The organism is Myxococcus sp. CA005 (assembly GCF_006518205.1).
GTDB classification, from domain to species: domain Bacteria; phylum Myxococcota; class Myxococcia; order Myxococcales; family Myxococcaceae; genus Myxococcus; species Myxococcus xanthus.
Genome location: NZ_SRLV01000061.1, coordinates 1 through 24,929, shown reverse-complemented (window position 1 = coordinate 24,929; position 24,929 = coordinate 1). Strand labels below are relative to the sequence as shown.

The 24,929-nt window shown below is 67.6% G+C and carries 23 protein-coding genes; 9 read left to right on the top strand and 14 right to left on the bottom strand.

Going from position 1 to position 24,929, the window contains the following annotated elements; all coding sequences use genetic code 11:
• Positions 1-16 precede the first annotated feature (16 nt).
• Entirely contained in the window at positions 17-2,005 is a 1,989-nt protein-coding gene (locus FMQ63_RS24575) for a serine/threonine-protein kinase (protein ID WP_011551997.1), read from the bottom strand.
• 257 nt (positions 2,006-2,262) lie between these two features.
• Between FMQ63_RS24575 and FMQ63_RS24570 the strand changes: the two genes are divergently transcribed.
• Entirely contained in the window at positions 2,263-2,580 is a 318-nt protein-coding gene (locus FMQ63_RS24570; protein WP_225909855.1) for a helix-turn-helix transcriptional regulator, read from the top strand.
• A 51-nt stretch (positions 2,581-2,631) separates the two neighbouring features.
• Positions 2,632-2,979, top strand: a complete 348-nt coding sequence (locus tag FMQ63_RS24565; RefSeq protein ID WP_011551995.1) for a helix-turn-helix domain-containing protein — start codon at positions 2,632-2,634, stop codon at positions 2,977-2,979.
• Positions 2,980-3,170: 191 nt separating this feature from the next.
• Here the strand turns inward: FMQ63_RS24565 and FMQ63_RS24560 are convergent, their stop codons facing one another.
• Entirely contained in the window at positions 3,171-3,557 is a 387-nt protein-coding gene (locus FMQ63_RS24560) for a hypothetical protein (RefSeq protein ID WP_043612936.1), read from the bottom strand.
• Between the two features lie 7 nt (positions 3,558-3,564).
• Positions 3,565-4,737 carry a serine/threonine-protein kinase gene (locus FMQ63_RS24555; RefSeq protein ID WP_011551993.1) on the bottom strand — a complete coding sequence of 391 codons (1,173 nt, stop codon included), beginning with the start codon at positions 4,735-4,737 and terminating at the stop codon, positions 3,565-3,567.
• 250 nt (positions 4,738-4,987) lie between these two features.
• On the opposite strand from FMQ63_RS24555, the gene FMQ63_RS24550 reads away from it, so the two are divergent.
• Positions 4,988-5,446 (top strand): DUSAM domain-containing protein, encoded by a 459-nt coding sequence (locus FMQ63_RS24550; protein WP_020478556.1) that lies wholly within the window; start codon positions 4,988-4,990, stop codon positions 5,444-5,446.
• A 219-nt stretch (positions 5,447-5,665) separates the two neighbouring features.
• Here the strand turns inward: FMQ63_RS24550 and FMQ63_RS24545 are convergent, their stop codons facing one another.
• The 11 genes from FMQ63_RS24545 to FMQ63_RS24490 form a co-directional block, all read right to left on the bottom strand.
• Positions 5,666-6,223, bottom strand: coding sequence for a hypothetical protein (locus FMQ63_RS24545; RefSeq protein WP_011551991.1), 558 nt, complete (start codon positions 6,221-6,223; stop codon positions 5,666-5,668).
• A gap of 116 nt (positions 6,224-6,339) precedes the next feature.
• On the bottom strand, positions 6,340-6,765 hold the full coding sequence (locus FMQ63_RS24540) for a hypothetical protein (protein WP_011551990.1): 426 nt from the start codon (positions 6,763-6,765) through the stop codon (positions 6,340-6,342).
• Complete coding sequence (locus tag FMQ63_RS24535; protein WP_011551989.1) at positions 6,762-8,309, bottom strand: recombinase family protein; 1,548 nt, start codon at positions 8,307-8,309, stop codon at positions 6,762-6,764. The genes FMQ63_RS24540 and FMQ63_RS24535 overlap by 4 nt, the downstream gene beginning before the upstream one ends.
• Entirely contained in the window at positions 8,306-8,509 is a 204-nt protein-coding gene (locus FMQ63_RS24530; protein ID WP_011551988.1) for a hypothetical protein, read from the bottom strand. Before FMQ63_RS24530 ends, FMQ63_RS24535 begins: the two co-directional genes overlap by 4 nt.
• Complete coding sequence (locus tag FMQ63_RS24525) at positions 8,506-9,063, bottom strand: DUF2924 domain-containing protein (protein ID WP_020478557.1); 558 nt, start codon at positions 9,061-9,063, stop codon at positions 8,506-8,508. The genes FMQ63_RS24530 and FMQ63_RS24525 overlap by 4 nt, the downstream gene beginning before the upstream one ends.
• A gap of 431 nt (positions 9,064-9,494) precedes the next feature.
• Positions 9,495-9,839, bottom strand: a complete 345-nt coding sequence (locus FMQ63_RS38115; RefSeq protein ID WP_228556487.1) for a hypothetical protein — start codon at positions 9,837-9,839, stop codon at positions 9,495-9,497.
• 287 nt (positions 9,840-10,126) lie between these two features.
• Positions 10,127-13,330: a hypothetical protein gene (locus FMQ63_RS24510; protein ID WP_011551985.1), complete on the bottom strand. Its 3,204-nt coding sequence runs from the start codon at positions 13,328-13,330 to the stop codon at positions 10,127-10,129.
• 26 nt (positions 13,331-13,356) lie between these two features.
• The gene (locus FMQ63_RS24505; protein WP_026114344.1) at positions 13,357-16,176 is read right to left on the bottom strand and encodes a DEAD/DEAH box helicase family protein; all 2,820 of its coding nucleotides are present in this window, start codon (positions 16,174-16,176) and stop codon (positions 13,357-13,359) included.
• A gap of 87 nt (positions 16,177-16,263) precedes the next feature.
• A complete protein-coding gene (locus tag FMQ63_RS24500) occupies positions 16,264-16,998 on the bottom strand; it encodes a hypothetical protein (RefSeq protein ID WP_043613452.1) in 735 nt (244 codons plus the stop codon).
• Positions 16,999-17,003: 5 nt separating this feature from the next.
• The gene (locus FMQ63_RS24495) at positions 17,004-17,342 is read right to left on the bottom strand and encodes a hypothetical protein (protein WP_011551982.1); all 339 of its coding nucleotides are present in this window, start codon (positions 17,340-17,342) and stop codon (positions 17,004-17,006) included.
• 211 nt (positions 17,343-17,553) lie between these two features.
• Complete coding sequence (locus FMQ63_RS24490; protein WP_020479246.1) at positions 17,554-18,315, bottom strand: sigma-70 family RNA polymerase sigma factor; 762 nt, start codon at positions 18,313-18,315, stop codon at positions 17,554-17,556.
• 1,625 nt (positions 18,316-19,940) lie between these two features.
• On the opposite strand from FMQ63_RS24490, the gene FMQ63_RS24485 reads away from it, so the two are divergent.
• The 6 genes from FMQ63_RS24485 to FMQ63_RS24460 all read left to right on the top strand — a co-directional run bounded on the left by FMQ63_RS24485 (position 19,941) and on the right by FMQ63_RS24460 (position 24,659).
• Positions 19,941-20,555: a hypothetical protein gene (locus tag FMQ63_RS24485; protein WP_011551980.1), complete on the top strand. Its 615-nt coding sequence runs from the start codon at positions 19,941-19,943 to the stop codon at positions 20,553-20,555.
• Between the two features lie 130 nt (positions 20,556-20,685).
• Complete coding sequence (locus FMQ63_RS24480) at positions 20,686-21,861, top strand: PD-(D/E)XK nuclease family protein (RefSeq protein WP_011551979.1); 1,176 nt, start codon at positions 20,686-20,688, stop codon at positions 21,859-21,861.
• Positions 21,861-22,520 carry a 3'-5' exonuclease gene (locus FMQ63_RS24475; RefSeq protein ID WP_011551978.1) on the top strand — a complete coding sequence of 220 codons (660 nt, stop codon included), beginning with the start codon at positions 21,861-21,863 and terminating at the stop codon, positions 22,518-22,520. The genes FMQ63_RS24480 and FMQ63_RS24475 overlap by 1 nt, the downstream gene beginning before the upstream one ends.
• Positions 22,517-22,855, top strand: a complete 339-nt coding sequence (locus FMQ63_RS24470; RefSeq protein ID WP_020479245.1) for a hypothetical protein — start codon at positions 22,517-22,519, stop codon at positions 22,853-22,855. Before FMQ63_RS24475 ends, FMQ63_RS24470 begins: the two co-directional genes overlap by 4 nt.
• Entirely contained in the window at positions 22,831-23,661 is an 831-nt protein-coding gene (locus FMQ63_RS24465; protein ID WP_011551977.1) for a hypothetical protein, read from the top strand. The genes FMQ63_RS24470 and FMQ63_RS24465 overlap by 25 nt, the downstream gene beginning before the upstream one ends.
• An 8-nt stretch (positions 23,662-23,669) precedes the next feature.
• Positions 23,670-24,659 carry a hypothetical protein gene (locus FMQ63_RS24460; RefSeq protein WP_011551976.1) on the top strand — a complete coding sequence of 330 codons (990 nt, stop codon included), beginning with the start codon at positions 23,670-23,672 and terminating at the stop codon, positions 24,657-24,659.
• The last annotated feature ends 270 nt before the right edge of the window (positions 24,660-24,929 follow it).

Below are 24,929 nucleotides of genomic sequence, written 5' to 3'. Positions count from 1 at the left end.
AGTGAGAGTCAGCGCCTCATTCGAACTCGCGCACCGCCCTTACTTCAAGGTCAGACCAGACGCGGATCTTGCTGGAGTCGTTACCACCACTTTCCAGTTCTAGGCCACGCGCACCACCTGTCGACAGTACCTCCAAGCACACGGGAAAGGTCCCTTCGCGAGTTCGTGCTCGCGTCAGCCGACCGTAGACGCGGTCGCCCAGGATGAGGCGCCCGGTGAATACCGTTCCATCACCAAGCTTCCCCCACTTCCCATACATGCGGATCTGCGTTGGCCCCTCTCGCACGGAGATGACCCTTGACTCCCCTTTGATAGGGAATCCACCAGGATGGGAATACCCGACCTTGACTCCCAACTTCGCCATGGTCTCGACAGCTCCTTCTGGGCAGTCCTCGGGCTCGGGTGGCGGACGTACCTGGGCGCCGGTGCACGCGAACGTGGCGCAGAGGGCCGTCGTCGCCAGGGCACTGCTGACGCTCCTCGTGGCCTTCTTGGCAGGCACTGGCGGGGAGGTCGGGGAGTCACTCTTCGTCGTCGTCACGGTGGCAGTCACCTCGGGAAGCGTCGCAGGGGGCGCGACGGCCGCAGGTGTTGCCTCCGGCCCGGTGGGAGCTGCGGCCGGGGCAGCTTGAGGTTTTTCTATATATGGCGCTACTTCTTGGCCGGTGACAGCCTGCGGCTGCGGTGAGTCCGTCCGCAGTGAGAAGTACGCCCCCGACGCGAGGGTCATGGCCAGCAGCCCCGCTCCCAGCACACGCCCCAGCCGGAGTCGCGCGAGAACCGAGGGCCGCCCTGCCTCGACGACGGGGGCCACGAGCGCCGCTTCCAGCGCGCCGTCCGCCTCCATGGCGGATTCCGCCCCCACCCCGGCCTCGAGCGCCAAGCCCGGCAGCTGCGCCTCCACGGGCCGCGTGGCCGCAGGCACCAGCGGGGCCTCGGGCGGCAATGCCGCGGGCCTACCTTCGCCTGGGACTTCCGGCAGCTCCGGCCCCGGCGCCTTGCCACGGCGCATCTGGCGCAGGGGCCGTTTCGCCCACCGCGCCAGCTTGTCCACCTTGCCCTCGTTCTCGGTGGTGGCCGAGTTCGGGCCATAGGCGTCAAACAAGGGCGTGTCCCACGCCTCCCCTTCCGCCCCGGACAGGAGCGCCTCCAGGGCAGCACAGACAGTGCTCGCGTCGGGACGCGCAGCAGGGTCCTTCTCCAGCAGCCGCATGCACAACATGCCCAGCCGCTCCGGGACGAAGCGGTTGACGTGGTGAGGGGGCACAGGCGTCCTGCCAATGACAGCCTGGACGTACTCCGCTTCCGACCCCGAGTCGAAGGGCAGCCTCGCAGTGAGGAGGCGGTAGAGGACGGTGCCCAGGGCCCACATGTCGTCCGAGGGGGCGGACACGTAGCGGGCGCCCACCTTCTTGCCGAAGTACTTCTTCTGCAGGAAGAGCCAAGCCTCGGGGGGCCGGTACTCCATCGTCCCCGGCGGCAGCATGGACTGGGTGATGCCGGAGGGGGCTCCCGCGTAGTCCCCGATGCCGTAGTCCACCAGCACCGCCAGGCCGTCCGCATCGCGCACCATGACGTTGGCGTCCTTCACGTCCCGGTGCACCACTCCCGCCTCGTGCGAGGCCTCCAGCGCCCGCGCCATGTCGAGCGTCACCTTCGCGATTCGCCGGGCCGAGGGGTTCTCCTCCTTCACCCACGCGCTCAGCTTCCGCCCCTCCACGTACTCCATGAAGATGAGGGCAAAGTCGCGCTGCTCGGCCTGCCAGTAGGTGAAGCCGCGAATGCCCACGACGTTCGGGTGCGTCAAGCGCAAGAGGATGGAGATTTCCTTCTCCACCCGCCCCTCCACGCGTTGCCGCTCCACGAGCTTCAGCGCACAGGGCTGCCCGCCGTTCGTCGCGAGGTACACGGTGCCGAAGCCACCTCGGTCCAGTTGCCTCACCACCGTGTAGCCCATGACCGAGTCCCCCGGGGACAGGACGGCCGGGGGGCCGTTGTCCCTCATGGCGACTTCCTCCTGGAGACTCTGTAGGACAGCAGGACTGCGGCCACGCGCATGCGACGCCCTCCCCGGCGCCGGCCCACGTTACCAGAAGCCCGGGGAAATCGCGCGAAGTCTCCCCCACCTCCAACCACAGCCCCGAAAGGTTCCGACTCAGCTGTCAAGGTGATATCAACTAGACTATCAGGTACAGTTTCATTGATATGCACATCCCCCCTGACGCCCTCACCTTCGCCCCTCCGAAGAGACGCGCCCGCCCTTTGCCTGTCATCCTCGGCGAGGCCCTGCGCGAGGCCCGCCTCCGCGCGGGCTTGCAGCAGACAGAGGTAGCGACGCTCATCAACATCTCCCGCAATGCCTACAGCCGGCTCGAGCGGGGACTGATGCTTCCCAGCGTCCCGACGCTATACCGCCTGTGCACCGCCGTCTGCACCACCCCCAACGAGCTGCTGGGCTTCTCCTACTCGCTGCCGCCGGGCACGAGCGCCATCGCCAAGGACGCCCTGCGACGCCGCGTGCGCCAGCTGAACGGGCGCCAGGCCCTTGCCCTCATTCAGCTCCTGTCGGGTGAGCGCTGATGGATTGTACTCCCTCGACAACGCGCAACTCAGGTATACTCCCTTGTACCTATGAACCAACAGCTGGCAGCGCACCTTGGAAGCATCGCCCGCCTCGCTCGGGAGCAGATGAGTCTGACGCAGGTCCAAGTCGCGGAGCGCGTGGGGCTGGCCTCTGCCGTCTACAGCCGGATTGAGCGCGGGCTGATGATTCCCAGCGTCGAGACGCTGAAGAAGCTGTGCATCGAGTTGATGGTGAGCCCCGAGGACCTGATGGGACTCACCGAGTCCCCCAGCAGCGGCAGTCCCACACGGCCGGACGACGACGTCACCTTGCGTCGGCTGATCTTCCTCGCGCGGAAGCTCGACGCGTCGAAGCTGGACGCCCTCGTCCGCATCACCACCGAGCTGGCCCGCTGAAGCAGCGCCCCGAAGGCCCCGCCCCTCCAGCGCCAGGCAGATTGCGGCCGGCGCTCCGGCGTCTCCGAGAAAGGAGCAGGCCCGGCGTGCAGGGCCCCATGCCTCGGGGCCCTGCACCGAACCCTCGCCCTCAACCCGAGCGGCTCCGGCGATGACGGAGCGCCTCCCTGTCCGAAGGAGGAGGCCCCCCGCTACGCCGCGCCGCGCTCCGCCAGCTCTTCATTCACATCGGCGAGCTGCGCCTCCAGGGCTTTCTTCCTCAGTTGGAGGCGGGCCACATCATCCAGCCCCGCCTCCTCGTCGAGGCGTCTCTCCTTCGGAGGGTCAGGCTCCAAGTCCTCACGCACCTCCACCGTGAGGACGTCGCCCGCACGGATATCTTTGGCGTAACACCACTTCAGGTGCTCGCGGTACTCCCTGCCCACGGAGCCCCCAAGGTGGAGGTCCACCTCCGGGTTGTCGCGCGTCTCATCATCGGGGCGGCGCACCCACGTCAGAATGGTGGAGACGACACCGAAGCCCGACACCCCCGCGGTTGCGACGTGCCGGCCATTGCGCAGTAGGCGAAAGCAGAGCATCGGCGGCCTACTCCTTCTTCGGGAGTCCCAGCTCGTGCTTCTCCAGCCCATCCGGGTAGAGGCCGGCCTCGCCGAACTCTACCTGGTCCCGCAGCACCCCGCCTTCGGACACCACGAGGGCGGCCTCCTTGGCGGCCTCCGCGCGCCCATAGGGCGCACGGAGCTGGGCGTGGGCGACACCACGCAGCGCATCCCGCATGTCCGCCGCTGTCGCGAAGCGCTCCTCGGGGTTGAGGCGCAGGGCCGTGTGCAACACCGCCTTGAGGTCCTCACTGAGGTGGGCCACCGCCTTCTCGACGACATCCGGAGTGAATGTCTCCATGAGGGCCTGCATCTGCTGCAGCGGCAAAGTGGGCGGCGACTCCGTGACAAACCGCGTCTCCTTCGACGCCACCACCGGGACGTCATGCACCTCGAAGAGGTGCTTGCTCGTGAGGACTTCCACCAGCAACACCCCCAGGCTGAAGACGTCGGAGCGCGGCGTCAGCCCTTCCTTGCGCAGGTACTCCGGAGAGGCGTAGGCCACGTCCCCCCGCAGCAGATTCTCCGGCGACTCCTCCCGCCCCACCATCAGCGAGTACGCCGCGCCGAAGTCCAGCACCTTCACCTCTCCATGCGGCCCCAGTGCAAGCCTCCTGGGACTCACGTCGCGGTGGACAATGCCCAGGGGCACGCCCTCCTCCGACGTCAGCGTGTGCGCGTAGTGCAGCGCGTCCGCCACCTCCGCCCCGACGTACAAGGCAAATCCCTCCGAGAGGGGCTTGCCTCGCACCAACGCCGCAGTCACCAGCGTCTCCAGCGAGGGCCCACCCACGTACTCCATGACTGCGAAGGGGGCGTCCGCCTCCTCATCCACCTGCATGTGGAAGACTTGAGCGATGTTGGGGTGGTTGAGCCGGAAAGCCAACTGCACCTCTTCAATCAGCCGCGTGCGCATCATGTACGTGGAGGGGGTGGCAATCCGGCGAACCAGGCAGGGGCCGGCCAGGACTCCATCCGCCACTCGCCGCTCCGCCTTCAGGAGCTTCTCGCCATTCGACCGCACCTCAAGCTCCCCCACCGCCTCGTAGCGAACGTCATCCACGACGAAGAGGAAGTGCGGCGAGCTGGGGCTGGGCGGTGTGGGGGGGCGGGGCGGGAACTCCTCCGTCGACACTTCATCTTCCGAACGCTTCGTCATGGCTGTGAATCCTCCTGAAAGAAGGGGCGCGGCCCCACCGTCACCGACATTCGCCGTAGCGGGCAACTCTCCCGAAGCTTGCTAGGTCCAGTTGACTCGACCGTCGAATTAACATGACCCTTATGAAGCTGTGAAGCCCTCTGCCACCCGCAGCGGACAGGCCGCCCCAAGTGCGCCTATCCGGGGTGAAAGAGACCCCAGCCTCGGCCTCACACGCCGGGCTGGGCAGCCCGCAAAGGAAACATGCATCGTGAGTAAAACCATTGACTGGGGGCCGATTCGCACACTGGCGCGTCGCGTCCTCACCGAAGGAGAGCGCGTGGCCCTCACGCGCAAGGAGAAGGCGCTGCTGAGGCGCACGGCCGCAGAGGTGGGCATCAGCGCCAGCGAAGTCGAGAGCGCGCTCGCCACGGAAGAGGGAGCGCTGGGCCTGTTGCAAGAGGAATCTCGGCGCATCAGCGAGGGCACTCGCCGGCTCATGGACGCGTTGCACCGCATGTACGAGCACAAGGACAAGGGGGACCTCGACAGCGCCCGCCAGGAGATGCGGAACGTGCTCGCCGTGGAAGTCGTGCCTCACTACCGCGCCATTGCACAGGGGCAGCTCGAAGCCATGGCGGACGAGCATCAGCAAGGAGAGCGAGCACCGGGTGCTTCCACCCGGGCAGTGTTCGCTAGACGCACCCCTTTACGACTCCGGGGTCGGTAGTCTGCACATTCGGGACGGGGCAGATTTGCCCCACAGAAGACATCCGACTCGGACAACTGCCCCGCCGAGAATCGCTGCTGCGTTTCTGCGGACAGCATGGTGGTGGATGCGGGTGGCCTCCACCACCATGCTGTCCGTGTAGTCCCGCAGGCACTTCTCTTGGGGCTTCTGTCGGCTGAGAACCACGCTCTTCAACTCAACCCTGCCCCGCAGCTCGCGTCAGGCGGGCGTCACCTTGTCGAAGGGGCGCACCACCTGCTTGCCGTCGGAGACGCGCTCCGCCGTCACCGTCTTCGCCTTCTCGTCGACGGCCTTCACCTTCGCCGTGAAGGCGCCCCGCCCTTGCTTGTAGCGCACCTCCTGTCCCACCGCGAAGGAGACGGGCGCCTCGGGGCTGGGACTGGCGCTGGGGGCTGCGGCCGTCGCAGTGCGTCCCGCTGCGCGCGGGCGCCCCCGGCTCTTCTGGGGCGCGGGGCCGGCCCGCGTGGGCTTCGGCGCAGCCTCCGGCCTCACATACTTCCGCACGGACACCGAGGGCGTGCGCTTCGGCGTGGACGTTGGCGCGGGCGCGGGTATGCGCTTCGACGCGGGAGACGGTACGGGGGCCCGCTTCGGCGCGGACGCCGCATGAGCCGAGCCGGACTCAATGCCCAGGAACTGCGCAATCTTCCCCAGCAGTTCCAGTTGCCGCTCCTGCAGCTCCAGTTGCCGGCTCATCGTTTTCTCCACCGCCTCCGCCACCGCAGCCTGGATGATGCCCTTCATGTCGTTCTGCATGTGTCTTCGCTCACTTTCCGCGCGGGCCGTACAGCCCGCGCACTCTCAACGCGGACAACAACTCAGCCTCTTGCACTCACGCTACACCAAGGAGTCCAGACATCCGGACTCCAGTCTCAAAATGAAGCTTTCACCTCACGCCACTGCTCGCGCTGCTCCTCCCACGTCCCCGAGTGTGCAATGGCCCGGAGTCCTCGCTCGCTGAGGGGCTCCTCTCCCTCCACCGCCTCGAGGAAGAGAACCTCCTCCTGGATGTCGGGCGCCAACAGCAGCAAGTCCAGCAGGTGCGTCACACGCGCTCGGGTAAAGCCGAGTTGACCCGCGACGTCCGCTGCGCTCGCCACGAGGCCCCGCCCAATGGCGGACTCCACATGGTGAGCCAGGGCCAGCATTCGCGCGACGTGCGCCGGCCGGCGCGACACCTCTCGCGGCGGGGGTGGCGCCCCCCCTCGGAGGCGCACCACCTTCGCGCGACGCACGCGGTGGAAGTGCGCGCTGACGAGGCCCGCCTCCGCCGGCTGAGACTCGGGGCTCGCGCTCACGCCGCCACCTCCTCGCGCCCAGTCACTGCGGCCTCACCAACGTGGGCCATATGCACGTCGACCTTGCCCGTCGCCTCGTTCACCACCACCCGGCCGACGAGGGCCCGCAGCAGGCGCCCCCGATTCGTAGAGGTGAGGGCGTCCCACACCGCGTCGAAGTTCCCCAGGGCCTGGGCCACCCACGCAGCCTCCACCCTCTCCCCCTCAATGGCGTCCAGGGCGCGCTCCACCTCCGCCAGCCGCTTTCGCATGCCGGCGACCTCCTCTTCCGCGGCCGTCAGCTTCTCCTCGACGAGGCGCCGGGCTGGGCCCTCCAACTTGGAGAGGGAGTCCACCCACTTCGCGGACTCCCCAGCACGCTTGGCCAAGTCCCTCGGCAACTGCGCGCGCTCGGCGCGCAGGGCCTGGTGTTTCTCCTCCAGCCGCGCCGTGAGGCGGGCATGCACCTGGGCAGCGAAGCCGTCACCTACCGAGACTTCCCGCAGCTGAGCGACGACGAAGTCCTCCAGGGCGGCTGCCGGAAGGGGAGCGGCCCGGCACCCCTCCTTCCCCTGCTTGTCCCGGGTGACGCAGCGGTAGTAGCGGTACTCGCGCTCGCCCTTGCGCGTGCTGCCGGGCGTCATTGCCTCGCCGCACAGGCCGCAGCGCAACAGCCCTCGCAGCACGTAGTCGGGGTTACGCCCGTGGTACTGAATGCCGGGGCTCTCCAGCATGTCCTGCACCCGGTGGAAGGTGGCCCTGTCTACAAGCGCCGGGTGCTCGCCCGGGTGCGTCTCGTCGCCATACGGCACGAAGCCTGCGTACAGGGGACTCCTCAAGAGGCGCAGCACATCCTGCGTCGTCCACTTCCGAGCCGCGCGCGTGGCACCACTCTGGGCCTCGTACCGCTTCGTCGTGCGCCCCGTCTCATTAAGGAGGCGTGCCACCGCCGAGGCCTGCTGGTGTTGGAGGTACAACTCGAAGGCCTCCCGCACCACCACCGCCTCGTACTCATTCACCACGAGGCGCTTGTCCTTCACCTCGTAGCCCAGCGGCGCGCGTCCTCCCGTCCACTTCCCCTTGCGCCTCGCGGCGGCCACCTTGTCCCGCGTCCGCTCGGAAATCATCTCCCGCTCGAACTCGGCGAAGGACATCAGCATGTTCAACGTCAGCCGCCCCATGGCGTCCGCCGTGCTGAAGTTCTGCGTCACCGAGACGAAGGAGGCGCCCGCCGCATTGAAGCGCTCCATGACTTTCGCGAAGTCGAGGAGGCTGCGGGAGAGGCGGTCCACCTTGTAGACCACGACGACGTCCACCCGCCTCGCGTCCACGTCCTGCAGCAGCCGCTGGAAAGCGGGCCGCTCCATGTTGGCGCCGGTGAAGCCACCGTCGTCGTAACTCTCTTCCACCAACACCCAGCCGGGCTGGCGCTGCACGTAGGCGACACAGGACTCGCGCTGGGCGTCGAGGCTGTTGAATTCCATCTCCAGGCCCGCTGCGGTGGACTTGCGCGTGTAGACGGCGCAGCGCTTCTCCTCGGTGAGCGGTGCTTTGCTCTTCCTCATGGTTCCTCCGTCCCCGCTGTCGTTGTCGGGCGTGCCGGCTCGGCGCTCGAGGCCTCCTTCTGCCCGGCGAGCTGCTCCGCGACGGCCACCAGCCGCTCCACGTTGTCGTTGAGACGCCCTAGTTGGCGGACGAGCTGCGGCATCGTCGTCTCATAGAAGCGCTGGCCCATGTACGTTTGGAAGAAGGCGGGTCCGCTCATCGCGTCACCGCCTTCGGGCTGCCGTCCTTAAGGCCGAAGAAGGTGAAGCCATTCCAGGCCGTGCCTGTAATCAGCTTGGCCACGCTGGAGAGGCTGCGGTGAAGCTGCCCCTCGTATTCGATTCCCTCCTCGCGCACCGTCACCCGGTGCTGAGCGCCTTTGAATACTCGCGTCAGCACCGTGCCCGGCGGCGGCAGGCGCACGTCGCGCCCGTCCGCAGCGGCTGCGCGCCCGTCCACAGCGGCTGGAGGAGGCGACTCGGAGGGCTTCGTCTCCTCCACCTGTCGCATCCGCCACCGCTCGGGCAGCTTGTCGCCCAACTCCGAAATGCGTGCGACGGCGCGCGTGGAGAGGCTCCCTTCGGCCAATTCCTGAATCCGGAAGGCCAGGCGCTTCTTCAGGTAGTCCCGGTTGCGGCTGCGCGTGGGCTCGCCGTACAGCTCCAGGTACTTCGCCGCCAAATCCGGCACCGACATGCTGGCCAGCGCGGCCAGTTGCCGTGGCACGTCCGCCAGCTCCTTACGCGCGGCCCGCGCAATCCCCTTCTTCGCCATGGTGGTGTCTCCTTCGTCCGGGGCAGCACGCCCTCGGGCGAGAGCCATGGACGCTCTGTCCCCGGAAGAAGACAAGTCGAGAGTCCGCGGCTCAGCCATGCGCGCTCTCCTCCGCACCCCACGTTGGCGTCTGTCGTTGCGGCTGCGCATGCCGACGCAGCCACAGCTCCCAAAGGGCCTCGGACAGCACGTCCACCGCGTCGTCCTGGCGCTGCTTCGGGGTGCTGAGTCGCCCCCCGACTGAAACCTCAACCGCATGCTGCTTCGACATTCGCGTATCCATCGTCATGACAAAGGCCTGAGAGCGAAATCGAGGGGATACATGGCACCCGCAGCACTCCCGCCAGGACGACCCCACTCGCCAAACGAGAAACACCGGGCATCGCAGCACCTCCCTGCCGTGGCCCGTATGGGCCGCAGCGGGAAGCGCTTCAGTGGGGCAAACGAAGTGTTCTCGTCAGGGCCCTTGCCGGCTTCACCCGGCCGGCGGGAATCGCCACGCATGGGAGGCTCGCATCCGTTCGCTTCCAACGCGCATAGGCCTCCCACGCCGTGGCCGTCCATGCATAGCTTGTCTTCCTCAGCCCCCCATTGAAGACGTGGCTCGGGTGCGGGGGCAGCGGAATCGGCTCCGTCGCATTCAGCCGGCCGCGAATCAGCAGCGGCAGCCAGCTCGCGAAGGCGAGCAACTCCTCCCCGTAGACAGTCCACTCCAGGCGCAGACGCCGCTCCCCCAAGGGGAGCCCCACACCGCTGAAGCCAAACCGGCGCAGCATGGCTTCGGAGGGTTCAAAAATGAATCGGTTCATCGAAATCCGCGTCACCGGCGGCGCTTCGGGGAAATGCCTGTCCGGCCAGGAGTGGCGCGAGAGCGTCACCCAATTCAGCCACTCCCCTTGCCGCCATACCAGCCGCCGCCCCTGGTGAAGCATGGGGGCCAGCGGCTCCATTTCCGACGCCAGACGTTGAAGAAACTCCGCCCACAGCTTGCTACGCGACAGCCTTGTCATGACTCCACCTCAAGAATGGGTTTCCACCCAGACACCCGCTCGAAAGCACTCACTCAGGACGCCCCTTCCTCCGCGAAGCCATAGCCCTGGCCGCGCCACCCACGGCTTGCCTCCTCGACGTGCGGGAATTCCTCCGCGGAGATGAAGGGCACCTTCGCGACGTCAATCACCAGGGCACACCTGCGCAGGGACTTGCCGGCGAAGCAGACGCGCTCGCTTGGGGAAACGACGTACCCTCCCGCGCGGTGGTTTTCGTGAATGAGGCGTCGCAGCGCCTTCGTGTCCACCATCTCTCCTCGGTAGTCGGTGCGCTTGCAGTACATCCGGAAGGCGTCGTAGGCGGACTCCAGGTGGAGGCACAGCCGTCCCTCGACGAAGGCGTAATGCACGCGGTGCTTCAGCTCGCCCTGAATCGCCATGTTGGACAGCTTCTGGATGAAGACGTCGAGGGCGTTTCGCACGCCCTCCTCTTCCTCGAGGACGTCCTTCAGCACGGCGTCCACGGCCTCACGGGCGCCCAAGTCGGCGGGCAACGGGTAGCCGCACTCCTCGGCGAACTGCTCGAAGAGGTGAATGCCCAGCAGCATGGCCGTCACGTTGTCGACGACGCGCGGAGGCACCTGTCGCCCCTTCACGAAGTCGTCCGCGACGGCGCGGGCCAGGCGGTAGTCCGCGTCGAAGTCCCGACCCAGGCAGAATTGAATGTAGCGAGGGGCAAAGAGGGCCAGGCGCACAGACGTCACCTCGCGGAAGGCCGCCCGGTAGGCCGGCTGCTGCACCGTCGCCTTCTCCGGGCTGACGGGAAGAATGCGCTCCACGAGTGCCGCTTCCGTGGGCCGCGTCTCTCCGCAGACACACAGCGGGGCCTGCAAGCGGTAGGTGGACACCGTCAAGTCCGGCCGGCCCCGCTCCTCCGTCTCTCCGCGGTAGAGGCGCCGCATGTAGCGGTGCACCAAGTGGAGGCGCGGCGGCGGCATGTCATGGGGCTTGTACTCGTCCAGCACCACCGGCACGGAGCGCGTCGAGGACAGCAGTTTCACGAGGGCGAATTCCGTCTCCGTCACGCTGTAGGCGTCCGAGGCCGGCACGCCGGCCAGCGGCCAGAAAACTTCCGTGCAGGTGCTGGACTTGCCGCTGCCCTGCGTCCCGTACGAGAAGAGAATGGGGAAGGAGCCCACCTTCTCCAAGAGGCGCGGCTTCAGCGGCGTGGCGAAGAACCACCCCAGCATGGGCAGCACCACCTGCGGCGTGTTGATTCGCGGCAGGTACTCGAAAACCGTGCGCGCCACGTCGTGGAAGCTGTCGTCGTCCGTGGCCTCGTAGCGGACACGCGACTCGAGTGACGCCCCATTGGGCAGGTACGCCACGGGCGACGGGGAGAGAAAGCCCTCCTTCCCAATGGTGCATCCAGGCGCCACCCACACGTGGTGCGCCCCCTGTTTGAAGTCCCCCAGCACACTGGTGCCCGGCAGCCGCGGCACCGCACGCCGCGCCACCGCGCGCAGCAACCCCTGTACGTTGTTGTCGCTGCCCGTCCACTGCGTGTGGATGGAGGGCAGGTGGTGTAGCAGCTCCTTGCGCGAGTTGAAGGCCCGCCTCGGCAGCCGCGCCCCTTCCACGCTGGTGCCCTTGTCCGTGCGGACGTCTCCGAGGAACACCTCCCCCTCCTCGGTTTCGACGACGGCCTTGGGCGTGAAGGTGAAAGACGAAATCGCCTTCGCGTCTCCGCGCTGCGTCACCGTGTAGTAGCAGTACGCGTCCTCGTACACCTCGCCGTCGATGGTGTCATCACCGCTGCTGCTCTTCCCGCCTCCCTTGGAGTCCGCGCCCTCCTCGCCCTCTCCCGCTGCGGAAGTGCGCACGGCGCGGGCCATGGACAGCCGAAGCTTCTGCGCGGCCAGGCCGGTGCGCACCTCCAGCAGGCCCAGGTACTTCTCCTGCGCGGACGGAGGACGGTGGGAGATGGCCTCCAGAATGGGCTTGAGGCGATACGCCATCTCCTGGGCCGGCACCGTGGCGAGCGCCTCCACGGCCTTCTCGATGTCGAAGACGACGTCGTACAGCTCGCAGCGCACGTCCGGCTCGCGGTTGACGCGGCAGAAGCCCAGGCCCTGGAGGGAGTGGCAGGGCGGCGCCACGGCGCCATCCTCGCGGGCGGTGGCCACCACCTTTTCGTAGGCCTTGGAGATGTACACCTTGCCGTCTCTCCCCTTCAGCTTCCCGAGGCCCCGGCGGTCGTACTCGAGGACGAGCTCGGTGATTTCGTCGAGGCCCAAGCCCTTGTGCGCGAAGAAGCGCACCATGTTGAAGATGGCGACGCTCCGGTCCTCCGCCCCCTGCTCCCACAGGCGCTGCACCGGGCCGCACATCTCCACCGGCTGCGCCCAGTCATACTCCCCCGCCTCCGTCCGGCGGGCCTTCACCGTCCCCTGCGGGGCCGAGGCAGCCGGCGCCAGCGGCATCGCCACCTGGGCTGGACGCGCCAGGTTCGCCACGGGCTGCTGCACCGGCGCGCGCAGCAGGCGCTCCAGGAGTCCTGCGTCTTCCACGCGCTCGAAGCCGGCGAGCGCCCGAGCTGCTCGGTGAGGCCGCTCCGCTGTCCCCGCGCCCTTCCGGCTGACGGTGCCCACCACTTTGATGATGCGGGCCACATCGTGGATGGAGTCCACGTGCACGCGTTCGGAAGCGAAGCGGGCACGCACCTCGGCTTCGAAGGCCTTCAGGCCCGCCTGCACGCGCTCGTGGCTCTCGCCCTCCAGCGACTGCGGCGGCAAGGCGAACCAGAGCTGCGCGCCGTTGCCGCTCATCATCAGCCGCGGTCGAACGAGTCCCTGCGCTTCGCACCAAGCCGCAGCGGCTTCCGCCACCTGGAGCGTCAGCGAGAGCTCGTCCTCAGTGCTGGCCGTGTCCTTGGGGCGCACGGGGTCCAGGTCCACCACCGTGGCCGTCACCGCCTCGATGTCCTTGCTGCCCGCCCCAGTCCTCAAGGGGCGCAGGACGTTGGGGGCCAGCTCGAGCAAGCGCCGGGGCCGCGGCTGAATGCCCACGTACACGTTGCCGCCGGCATTGGCCGCCACGCAGGCCGCGACGAAGGCCTCCTCGTCGTCGAAGAAGCCCAGACCGACGATGCCACCGCCGCCCGGGCGGATGACGCGGACCTCGCTCACGCCATGCGGCGCGTGCGCTAGCCACCGCCAGGTGGCGCGGATGGCGTCGGGGTTTGGAGTGCTTGGAGTGGTATCAGAAGGTGTCGTCATCGAAGGTGTTCACTCCATGTAGAGGTTCAATGGGCGCTGGCCGCAGCCGCCACTCCCAGCACCGCGGCGTACTGCTGGCGGCGCTTCACGTGGTGGCGCCGCAGGAGCGGCACCTTCCTGTCGAGGAAGTCGATGAGGACGGCGCTCTTCTTGTCCTCGTGCGGGCGCATCAGGCGTCCGAGGCGCTGGACGGTGCGACCCTTGGCGCAGCCGGGGTACACCACGAAGACGCGCGAGAGGCGCGGCAAGTCCAGCCCCTCATCCGCCAAGCTGGTGGCCACGAGGACGCGGACGCGTCCAGCACGAGCCTTGTCCAGGAGGGCCTTGCGCTCCGCGCGCGGCACCGCGCTCGTCAGCGCAGCGGCAGGAATGCCCGTGGCCGACAGCCGCTGCGCTAGCAGCTCGCAATGGTCCACCCGCCCCGTGAGGACGAGGCACAGGTGGCCTGCCCATGCTTCGCGGGCCACGGCGCCAAGGACGAGGTCATTGCGAGCCTTGTCCTCCACCAGCGCCCCCAGCATGGGCGCGTAGTCCGCGGAGCCGACGTAGGGGTACTCGAAGGCCGTCTCCACAACGCGCACCTCGGGCACCACCAGCACCCCGCGCGCGACGAGTTCCTCGTGCCTCACCACCGCCAGGGGCGCACCCAGGTACAGGCGCAAGAGCGGCGTCAGCCCGTCCTCCCGCTCGGGCGTCGCCGTCAGGCCCAGTCGGTAGCGCGCCGGGCAACGGTCCACGATTCGGTGGAAAGCGCTTGCACCAATGTGGTGGGCTTCGTCGAGGACGAGCAGGCCGAAGCGGCCGAGGAAGGCGTCGAGCTTCGCGTCCTCCCATCGGGTGAGGGACTGGACGACGGCCACGGTGACGGGCTGCACATCTTCCTCGCCCGCGCCCACGAGGCCTGCCTCCAGGCCCAGGCGCTCGCGCACGTGCTCTCGCCATTGCTCGGCCAGGTCCAGGGTGTGGACGAGAACGAGCGTCTGAGTGCGGAGGCGCGCAACTGCACCGAGAGCCAACATCGTGTTGTGGCACACAACGCCATTGGCGACGAACTCGTGCGTCTCGGGCACCGAAAGGTCCACGACGTCGGCCTCGCCATCTTCGATGGACTCGACGGAAAGGAACGCCACCGGAAGTTCGAGGAAGGCTTCGATGGGCAGGCACTCCGTCGGGCACTCCGAGCCCCAGCGCTGCACCATCCGCTCGAGCGCGGCACGGGAAGGAGCGTGCTCTCCATGGACGTAGTTGCCGAAAATCCTCCCCTCTTGGCTGCTCCAGGACAACTGCTTCTGGGCGGTTCGATAGAGCCGCTCCACCAGCCCATTGATGGGGACAGTGTCGACGTTAGGGTTTCTGCAGCGCCCCTCGGCACGAGCCACCGCCTCGCGGAGGCGAAGTCTGTTCCAGTTCGATGAGAACCCCACTTCACGTTCGAAGGTCGCGACGTCGTTGACAGTCACTCGCCAGTACAACTGCTCGTATCCCGCGACGGTGCGCGAGTGGCGCGACGCCAGAATCCCGAGCCCGAGGAGAGCAACCTGGACCTCTCGGGCCATTCGCTCGGAGGCGGTGCAGAATTCGATAACCCCCTTGAGAGGATCGACGGAGGCATCACCGTCGAACAGGCCGCGCAAGAAGGCGCGCATGATGTCGCGCCCCCCGAAGCGGACGGCCCGTGGGATGCACTTCCCCGCGGCCCTCGTGTAGTCGAGCCCCAACCACGCCAACCACTCACGCAACACGACTGAGCACAGGAGGTACTGAATTGAGTCACTCCCGTTGCGACTGAGGTCGATGCCAATGGAGGCAGCCCAGCGAGAAATGAACCCGACATTGTCCGCATCCGCGTTCGTGAACTCCGTCACGAGGCGCTTGGTGAGCGTCCCCTCGGAGACCAGGAGGCCGCAGGCCTCGGCCGCCACCTCATCGAGCACCAGGCCCTTGGGGAGCTTCAAGTTCGCCGCATACTTGGGCTTTACCCAGCGGAATGCCTCGGGAAGAGAGGAGCGTCCCCACACCTCGCTGCCGCGACGCAAGGCGACGCGGTCCCCAACGTGGAGTTCGTCCATGCGCACCCAGGCGAGGGCGTCATCACGCAGCACTCGAATGGGATGCTCCGGCGTCGCCTCCAACTCATAGCCAAGAGCGAGTCGGGCCCGTTTCGTTGGTGAGCGCCCCCCGTTGTAGACGGCGTTCGTGGTTGCGCGACCCGTCGACGTGTCCACGCCGACTTCCGTGAAGGCCGCATGTTCCTCGGGAACGCCGACGGCAAGCTCAGCGGCGGTGACCAGTCCACGGTCCGTGAAGATGAGGGAGTCATTTTTCACACACTTCCCGCCTCCACATGGGAGCACCGCCGTCCCCTGGGTGGCCTTCGCCAGCCGCTCCACGGCCTCGGCCTGGTAGTCGCGCAGCGCCACCTCCGGCAGCTTCGGCAGGCGCTTGGGCGGCAACACTCGCGCGTCCTCGAAGGACAGCGTCAGGCCCGCCCCGTCCGCAGCCCTTCGCAGCAGGTGAATGGCCCCGCGCGGCAGCACCAGCTCGCGTCCCTCCTGGCGGAAGAAGTACAGCGTCTGGGGTTCCGCCCCCGGGCGCTTGCGCAGCCGCACCAGCTTCCAATACGCGGGGTTGGGCAGGGAGAGCGCGCGGCAGAGGGCCTCCAGCACCTTGGGCGGCACGTCACCCGCCGCGAGCCGCAGCCCGGCATCCACACGCACGCGCAGCGTCCGCTTGCCCGTGCTCGTGTTGCGCGTAGGCGCTGACGGCGCGGCCCCCACGCTGGAGTCATGGGTGCGAGAGACAACACGTCCCCCGTCCCCGCGCATTTCGGAGAAGTCTTCCACCATTCTTGTCTTCCTCAGAGAAGCGCGTCGGGGGCACGCAACAGGCCCCCTTCGCGCACAGCTTCGGCAACCAACTTCAGTGGGGCGTGCTTACGGCCCGAAGGGGTCCACGTCCGCAACACTCTCCGCGGAGTATTCGGCGACGAGGGAGTCGACGAAGGCGCGCGCCAGCTCGCCCTTCGACGCAGGGATGTCCCGGATGCGCTGGACGGCGAACTTCTGGAGGAACCTGTCCACCGCCTCGCGCGGCAGCGCCTTCAGCGCGGTGGCCATCGCCTGCGCGAGCTTCACGTCGACAGGCTCGGCGGGCTTCGCGCTGGAAGCGCCCGCAGGCGACGCGCCGCTCGCCGCGCCAGCCGCCTCGGCCGCGTACAGCTTCGGCAGGTCATGCTGCTGCAACGACTGGAAGGCCGCCATCTCCTCTTGAGTGAGCTGCCGGTCCGGGAGGATGGAGTACGTCGTCTTCGTGTCCTTGGCCGCACCTCGGCGCTTCACCTCGAAGGCCCACCGCTCGAGCCCGTACTTCGCGCGCAACTCCATCAGCGTGTTGAAGAAGGTGACGGCCTGCTCCATCACCTTCACCTCGCGCGTCCCGTAGACGGCGACGTTGAGGGCCACGCGCAGCGAGGGCTTTTGCCCCTGGGCCTTCAGCGTCTCGTCGAAGGGGACGAACTTGTTGTCGACGAAAACCACCTCGCGCGGGTGCGGCTCCCCGAGAAAGACGACGACGGCGGTGTCCCCGTCATTCGCGAGCTTCAGCCAGGCACCGCCCTGCTGCTCATGCTGCTTGGCCATTGCGGCCGTCTGTTCCCACATGTTGGCCATGTGCTTCACTCCTCTTTCTGGCAATGCGTCGTGGTGGGGTGCGCGCGCCGGTACATGGAAAACAACTCGGTGCCGTCCTCCGCGCAGCCCGCAGGCTCGACGTTGAAGTCCGCGTCGGCATCCACAACGTGCTGAATCTCCCAGCGGCGGAAGAGGCCTGGCAGGCGGATGTAGTCATTGGCCTGTGCCCCGGCGCACTCGCAGCAGAGGCACGCGCTGCGGCCCTCCTCTTCCGGCCCTGAGTCGCCCCGGCCCACCACCCGGAGGCGGTGTCCGTCGATGCGCGCGAAGAAGCGCACGAATGTTTCATCGCGCTCGAAGTTGTTTCGCGTGGCTGTTCTCATTCAGTCCTTCCAGGTTGTTGGCAATACGAGGGCGTCGCTGTCCGCCGGGGCGGACAGGCTGCGTGAATGCGCTTCACGAATGGGGCCCGAGAATGGGCCCGCCCTTCAGTCAAAGCCCGGCAGCAATGAATCGGGGACATCAGCCGCCTGACATTGCAGGCCACCGCGCCGTCTCCCGCCCTGCTGCGACTTCAATCCCGTCCAGGTTGTTTCAAATCTCACCACTACTAAAAGCACTTTCGCGAAGCGATTTGGGACAACGAAATTTTCCGGGCATTTTTTTCTTCATTTTTCGCAGGCGCCCCAGGGCCCGCTGGACGCGCTTGCGCACTGCCGCAGGCGCAAGCCCCAAGCTCGCCCCCACCTCGACATAGCCCTCCTCATAGAGAAGGACGGACACCAGCAGCTCCGTGTCGTCTCCAACAAGAGGGCGAAGCCATGCACGCAGCTCCGCCATCTCCGACTCGAAGGAGAGGACGAGCGACACAGAAGGTGTCGGCAGGTCCAGTTGGGGCTCCCCGCTCCCCGTCTCTGCCAACACGCCATGGAGTTCGGCCCCTCGCTCCTTGCTCAAGGCCTTCAGGACGTCGCGCTCGGTACCCAGCACGAGTGCTGCTGCCACCCGCTGGACGCTGGACAAGTTGACGCGCGCCACGAGTCCCAGGAAGGACGCGGCAATCGCAGAAACCACCTCCGCGGGCGAGACACGAAAGCGCCTGAGACAGCGGCGATACACGCCGTCCAGCCCCGGCCATACTCCCAGCCACAACAGCGCCGTGAAGAAGCCGGACTCCGCCCGCATCTGCGCCAGCGTGACGAGGCCGGCAAGCACTGCGTCCTTGACGTGGGAGTCCCCCTCGCGCGCGGTGAGAAATGCGACAAGGGCCTCTGGCTGCTCGAAGTCTTCGAGTGTCTCCCAATTGCGCCGCAGCAGGCGGTAGGCGCGCTGCGCTTCGGCCGTCCGAATGGACACGCCGAGTTCCTCGTGAAGTGTGTTCCAGCATCTACGCACAGGCGCACATCGTCCCAGCCCAGCGCTCGGCAAGGGCCAGCGGAATGGGGAAGCGTGGCGAGTCCCACACGAGAAGCGACGTCAGCGTCCAGCAGCTCCCGTATTCGTGGGAGCGCCAGGACGCTGTGGGGACTCAATCGGGATTCGGCCAGACGCGGCACAGGCCCAAGTCAGCGGCCAGTGGCTCCGCGACAGCAGCGAGCGAGCCCTATTGAGACTATCGGGGCGACTGCAGGGGCAATAGGAGCGGGACAAGGCAGCCCCCACGCGTCGGCCTGAAGCCGGGCGACGACTTGGACACCCAACCCCACCGACAGCACCAGGCCGGCCGCAATCGCTCCACACATCTCGCTGAATCCGGAATTCACGGCACCTTCTCCACAACCCTCAATACCACCGCGTTGATACATGCCCGCACACTACGGCCGAGACGTCGAAACCTGAGTGCGGGAAGCCCGACAACGCGCACAAACGCAGTACCGGCGTCGCCATACTGGGGACATTCACACGTCCCTTCCACGGGATGCAGGTGACACGCACCATGCAGCCTTCGAGTGTTGGCATACACGGCCAAACGCGAATTCAGTGCTATGCCGACGCACCCTGATTCTCGGGCGAAGGCGCCGTCACGTGAAAAAATCGGCTGTCTCAGCGTCGGGGACATGCGAGCGCCGCTCTGCGACTTTCATGCCGAGACGACACCGCCCGGGGCACCCTCTACACGGGTGGGAGAAGCGCCAATGGCTCCATCCGCCATCCACGCAGGTGGAGACGCGCCGTCCATGAATCAGGACGCGCACTCCGTGAAACACAGTCTCCTCACAGTTCAATCACATCCACCGCGCAGGGGGGGTGCGGCGCTTCCGTCGGCCCTCACAGGTGGATGACGGCCCAGCAAGCCCCAGGAATCGCCGAGAGCCCTCTCCCAGGGGGGAAGGCGCCCCCCTGCCCCTTTCTCGTGCCAGGAGGCCGTTTCCGGCCGTTCTGAGGCCATCCTCAGGCCATGTCACTCCCGCGACTCGTCTCAATCCCCCTCACTCCCCCCCGCGATTCGTCGGTCCGGCCGGGACACTTCACATTCCGCAGCAGTGCTTTCACTCAAAGTTTCAGAGGTGGCAGGGGTGGCAGAGGGGTGGCAGTACCACCTGCCACCTTTTTCTTCTTTCTTTTCAACAACTTATCTCTTGGTGGCAGTGGTGGCAGTCTTTTTTCAGGTACCCCTACGTGACGCGCGCGCATATTTGAATGGCACTATTCAATAGGGGAATCGAAGTCTCGCTCTCCCTAGGGTGCATTACCCCAAAAAACACTGCCACCATTGCCACCACTGCCACTCCGTTGTTTTCACTGGGGAATTTCGTGGCAGTCTTTCAAAAAGTGCCTGCCACCGGCTGCCACCTTTCTGCCACCCGGTGACGGCATGTCCCCGAAATCGCGCCGGAGGCCTTTGCTCTGCCTTATGGCCGCGTGTCGTTCGCCCCGGGAAAATCAAAAAAGAAATCGGGCAAAAAGATTTCTTGTCCCAAATCGAAGGGATGGGGTGCTTTTAGGGTGTATCGGCAAACACGCGCCGCCGACATCCGCGCATGGCCCTTACACACCTCCTCCAGCCCACTCCCGCCCCACAGCGTCCGCCTGGCGTGACGTGCGAAGCCTATGTCCGCGGCGAGGGCAAGCACTGCCTGCACTACCGGCCTGGCGGTGGCTGCACCCTGCCCGGCGTGGGCGGCACCTGCACCGAGTGGCTGAAGGTGAATCGGCAGGCCCGGCCTCATCGTGACGTGACCGCTCAACCTGTCCCTGCGCCTCCGGTGAAGGCCGCTCCAGCCGCTGTGGATCTCTTCGGCCATCCGCTGACCGAGGCAGGCTCGAAGAAGCTCGCCCCGGCTCCCGCCTCCAGGCCCGCGCCGCCAGCTCCGTCTCCCGATGTGAAGGGGCTGGACGCGGAGACCCCGCTCTCCGGCCTGCGCGGCCTCACCGACGAGGACATCGCCAGCTTCAGGGCCCTCAACGCCGAGGTGTGCTTCGCCTCCGAGACCTACGGCGAGGTGTGGCTCGTCCCGGCCTACACCGGCCAGGCCCGAAAGGAGCTCACCCCCGAGCACGCCGCCACCCTGGTGCGCGTCCTGTCTGCCTTCCCGGGCTCACGCGTCATGTCCTTCGAGAAGCGGCAAGCCTCCGCGGACGAGGTGTCGCCATGAGCGTGCCCCGCGCCTGTGAAACACACGCAGCGGGCCATGCTGCCTGTCCCCTTCGACTTGATGTGTCTCTCGAAAAGAGCGTGATGACTGACTCGCGACACGCCCGCCGCACCGGCCCGGAGGCCACGTCATGAGCGCCCTGCGAAACCAGCATTTGTCATACAGCCGGCTGAGCCGCTTCGAGGCCTGCCCGCTGTCGTACCAGCTCCACTACCTCGACAAGCGCACTGCCGAGCCCGGCGTCCCCCTGAGCTTCGGCAAAGCGCTGCACGCCGTCCTCGAGCGGCTCCTCCAGGAAGTCATCGACACCGAGTACGTGGGCCGCCTCTCCGAGGAGCGCGCCCTCCAGCTCTACCGTGAAGAGTGGGCCGCCTCGGGCCTCTCCGGTTTGGACGTCTTTCAGCAGGGCCTCCGCATCCTCCAGGACTTCGTCCGCCAGCAGGGCCGCGTGGACTGCCGCGACATCCTTGCCGTCGAGAAGGAGTTCCGCTTGCCGGTGGGCCCCTTCACCGTCCTGGGCTTCATCGACCGCGTCGACTGGGTGGACGACGAGACAGTCCACGTCATGGACTATAAATCCAACCACCAGCTCTTCACCCGCGAGGAGCTGGACTCCAGCCTCCAGCTCAGCCTCTACGCCCTCGCAGCGCGCCGCATGTGGCCCTGGGCGAAGAAGGTGCGCCTCTCCATGTGGATGCTGCGCCACGGCGTGCTGCAGGAGACGACGCGCACCGAGGAGCAGTTGGAAGCCGCCCTCGCCTACGTCGAGACGCTGGGCCAGCAGATGGAGACGGCGGAGTCCTTCCCCGCCCGCCTCAACCCCAACTGCGTGTACTGCGACCACCGGCGCGACTGCCCCGCCTACGCCCAGGCGCTGGAGGGCCGGCGTGGCGTCGTCTGCGAGGACACGTCTGACTTGGAGTCCGTCGCCCGGGAGCGCCAGGAAGTCGCCCACCTCGCGAAGATTCTCGGCGCGCGCAAGGCGGAGCTGGAGGGCGTCCTCCGCGCCCACCTTGCCGAGCAGGACGAACTCGTCCTCGCCGGCACGCGCTACCGCATGTTCAACACCACCAGCCTCGACTACCCGCTGGAGCCCACCGTCGCGGTGCTGGCCCCCGCCACCGGCCTCCCCCGTGAGGATTTGGTGCAGCGCCTCGCCAGCGTCGAGAAGAAGGCCCTCGACGCGCTCCTGAAGGACGCGGGCAAGCGCCTGGGCACCGCGCGCGTCGCGCTGCTGAAGGCCGAGCTGGACTCCCTCGCCGCCAAACACCACTCGCCCAGGTTCTGGGCCAAAGAGGTTGCATAGTGCTGCTCGCTCATCCTGCTTCTGACACCACTCCTGTCTCTGCCCTCCGTCCGCCGCTCTTCCCCGGCATCCCGCCGCACCTGCGGACGCTCTGCTTCGTCGACCTGGAGACGACGGGGTTGGATGCCTCCCGTCACGAGGTGCTGGAGGTGGCGGTGCTGCGCGTCGACGCCCGCAGCCTCAAGGTGCTGGCGGAGTACGAGGCCCGCGTGAAGCCCACCCGGCTGGCCGACGCGCACCCCGAAGCCCTGGCCGTGTGCGGCTACTCCGACGAGGAGTGGCGGGACGCGCTGCCGCTCCAGGAAGTCTTGGCCACCGTGACGCCGCTCTTGGCGGGCACCCTCGTGGCCGGCCACAACACCAGCTTCGACTGGGGCTTCCTCGTCGAGTCGTATCGCCGGTCCGAGTTGGCCCTGCCCAGCGTCGACTACCACCGCCTCGACACCGCCAGCCTCGCGTGGCCGCTGCTCGCCACCGGCGAGGTGGAGTCCCTCTCTCTCAACGCCCTGGCCAAGCGCTTCGGCCTCCATCGGCCGACGCCTCACCGTGCCATGGCGGACGCTCGCTGCGCGCTAGAGGTGGCCCGCTGCCTCGCGGTGCGCATGGCCCGGGGCGGCCACATGGAGCGGCTGATGGAGGAGTCGGGAGGTGTCTCGTGAGTGGCGCGTCCTCCCGCCGCAAAGGCGCCGATTTCGAGAGAGCCCTCGTCCACCGCTTCCGTGAGGCCATGCCGGAGGCGCTCATCCGCCGCGGCCTCCAGTACCGCACCGGGCAGGAGATGTCCGACGTCGAGGTGCCGTGCTTCTGGGTCGAAGCGAAGGCCCACCAACGCACCAACGTCCGGGAGGCCATGCGCCAAGCGGTGGAGACGTGCCCGCCGGGCCGCTGGCCGCTGGCCGTGTGCAAGGACGACGGGCAGCCACCCCTCGTCGCCATGCAGTTGGATGACTTCCTTGAGCTGGTGCGCGAGTGGTGGGAGGCCCGTCCTCGGTGAGTGACTTCTTCGGCCACCTCCTGGGCCTGCTGCGTGTGGAGGCGCTCGCCTCTCGGCACCAGGCCGTCTTCGCGGCTGCGCGCACGCGGCGGCCGGCCTTCGCCCGCCATGCCACGCTCGAATCGGTGCTGGCCGCGTTGGGTGACGCGCGCGAGGAGACGTACCCGGAGCGGGAAGCCCTCACCCGGGCCCTGGTGGCCGAAATCCAGGCCTCCTCCAGCCCGGCGTGGACGGCTGCACTCGCCTCCGCCTACGCCCCCATGCTGACGCGTCTGCGCCGCCGCATCATCGGCAACGCGGTGCCCAAAGAGGACCTCGACCAGCTCGTCCTCGCCACCTTTCTGTCCGTCGCGCGCGCCTTCCCCCTCTCGCGCTGGGGTGACTGGACTGCCGCCCGCCTGCGCCAGCAGACAGCGCGCGAGGTATTCCGCTACCTCCGCAAGGAGCGCGCGGAGCAGCACGACACGTACACGCAGTCGCAGCTCGCCGAGTGGCTGCCCGACGCTCGGCCCGCCACGCCGGTGGAGAGCCCCAGACGGCCCAGCGTCCGCCGGAGCTTCGTGCGGAGGGATGCGGTGCTGGTACACCTCGCCCGGGCCACGCTGCCTCGCAGCGACGTCGAGGTCCTCATGGCCACCGTCGTCCGGCGCGAGAAGCTGCGCGCCTACGTCAGCCGCCTCGTCGAGGGCGACACCACCGAGGTCGAGCGGGTGTACCAGCGGCTGAAGCGCCAGCGCACGCGGCTGATGCAGCGCCTGCGCACCCAGGACGTGGACGCCGCAGTACAGCCCCCCGGAGGCTGCTGAGGGAAGGCATGGCCCAGAAGAAGCCCCTCAAGAAGCTGGGGCGCCCCACCAAGGCCGAAGGCCCTCGGCTGCCTCATGACGAGGTGGACAGGCTCCTCGTGGAAGGCGAGGAGGTGCCCACCACGCGGGGCCGTGTGAAGCGCCGCTTCCCCTCCTTGCGCGAGCTGGCCGAGCGCTTCGGCGTCGCCCACAGCGCCGTCGCCCGGTACGCCCAGCAGCACGACTGCCTCGGCCGCCGAAAGCGCCTCCTCGCGGGCCAGCAGCCGGACGAGACGCCCGCGCTGGATGAAGCGCCCGCGCCGGCCGAAGCCCCACCTCCTCCGAAGCGCAAGACAGGCCGCCCCCGTAAGTCCGAGGAGCCCGCGCTCCCACGCCAGGAGCTGGACCGCGCCCTCGTCTTCGGCGACGTGAAGACGCTCCCCGACGGCTCAACCATGACGAGCTACGCCTCTTACCGCGAGCTGGCCGAGCGCTTTGGTGTCGCCACCTCGCTCGTTGCCAACTACGCGAAGGAGCACAACTGCCTGCGCCGCCGCGAAGAGGCCAAGACGCGCATCGCCACCAAGGCGGACCAGAAGCTGATTGAACTGCGCGCCAACGCCATCGCCGTCTCCAAGGACGACGCCCTGAAGATGATTGACGGCTACCTCCTCGGCTTCGAGGAAGCGCTGTCCGAGGGCCGCGTGCGCGTCGACAACCCCACCGACTTCAACACCATGGTGAGGCTCAAGGAGTTCGTCATGGGTGGCGCCGACTCCCGCCAGGAGCTGCACGCCACCTTCTCGTTGGAGGGCCTCCAGGCCCGACACGCCCAGGCCCTGCGCGCTGCTCGTGAGACGACGCCCGCCGAGCGCGGTGAGGTGGACGCGGAGGTGACGGCGAGCGACGCCGAGGACCTCGACACCGCCGCCCCGGAGAGCCCCAAGGACGACGCCCTCGTAGCACCTCCGAAGGACGTCGCGCCCCCGCCGACCCCGATTGAAAGTGCCCATCGGTAAGTGAACGCGGGCACTTTCGCGTTCAGTTTCGCCGTTCACTTTCGCCGCGCCTGGCCAGGCCTGGTCACTTTCCCCGTGGAGCTCCTGCCTGGCGCGCGGATGCACACGCCTGGCACCATAGCCCCCGTAGTTTCGCGAGGTTAGGGCGGACAGCCACCAGGTGCTCGAGCGCCGCGGTATCGCTCCGGGCCATAATTCGGGCCCGGAAGCACACTCCGTCCAGCGGGCCGGACGCCAGCGCGCCGTTCACTTCCCCGGCCCGCCTGCCCC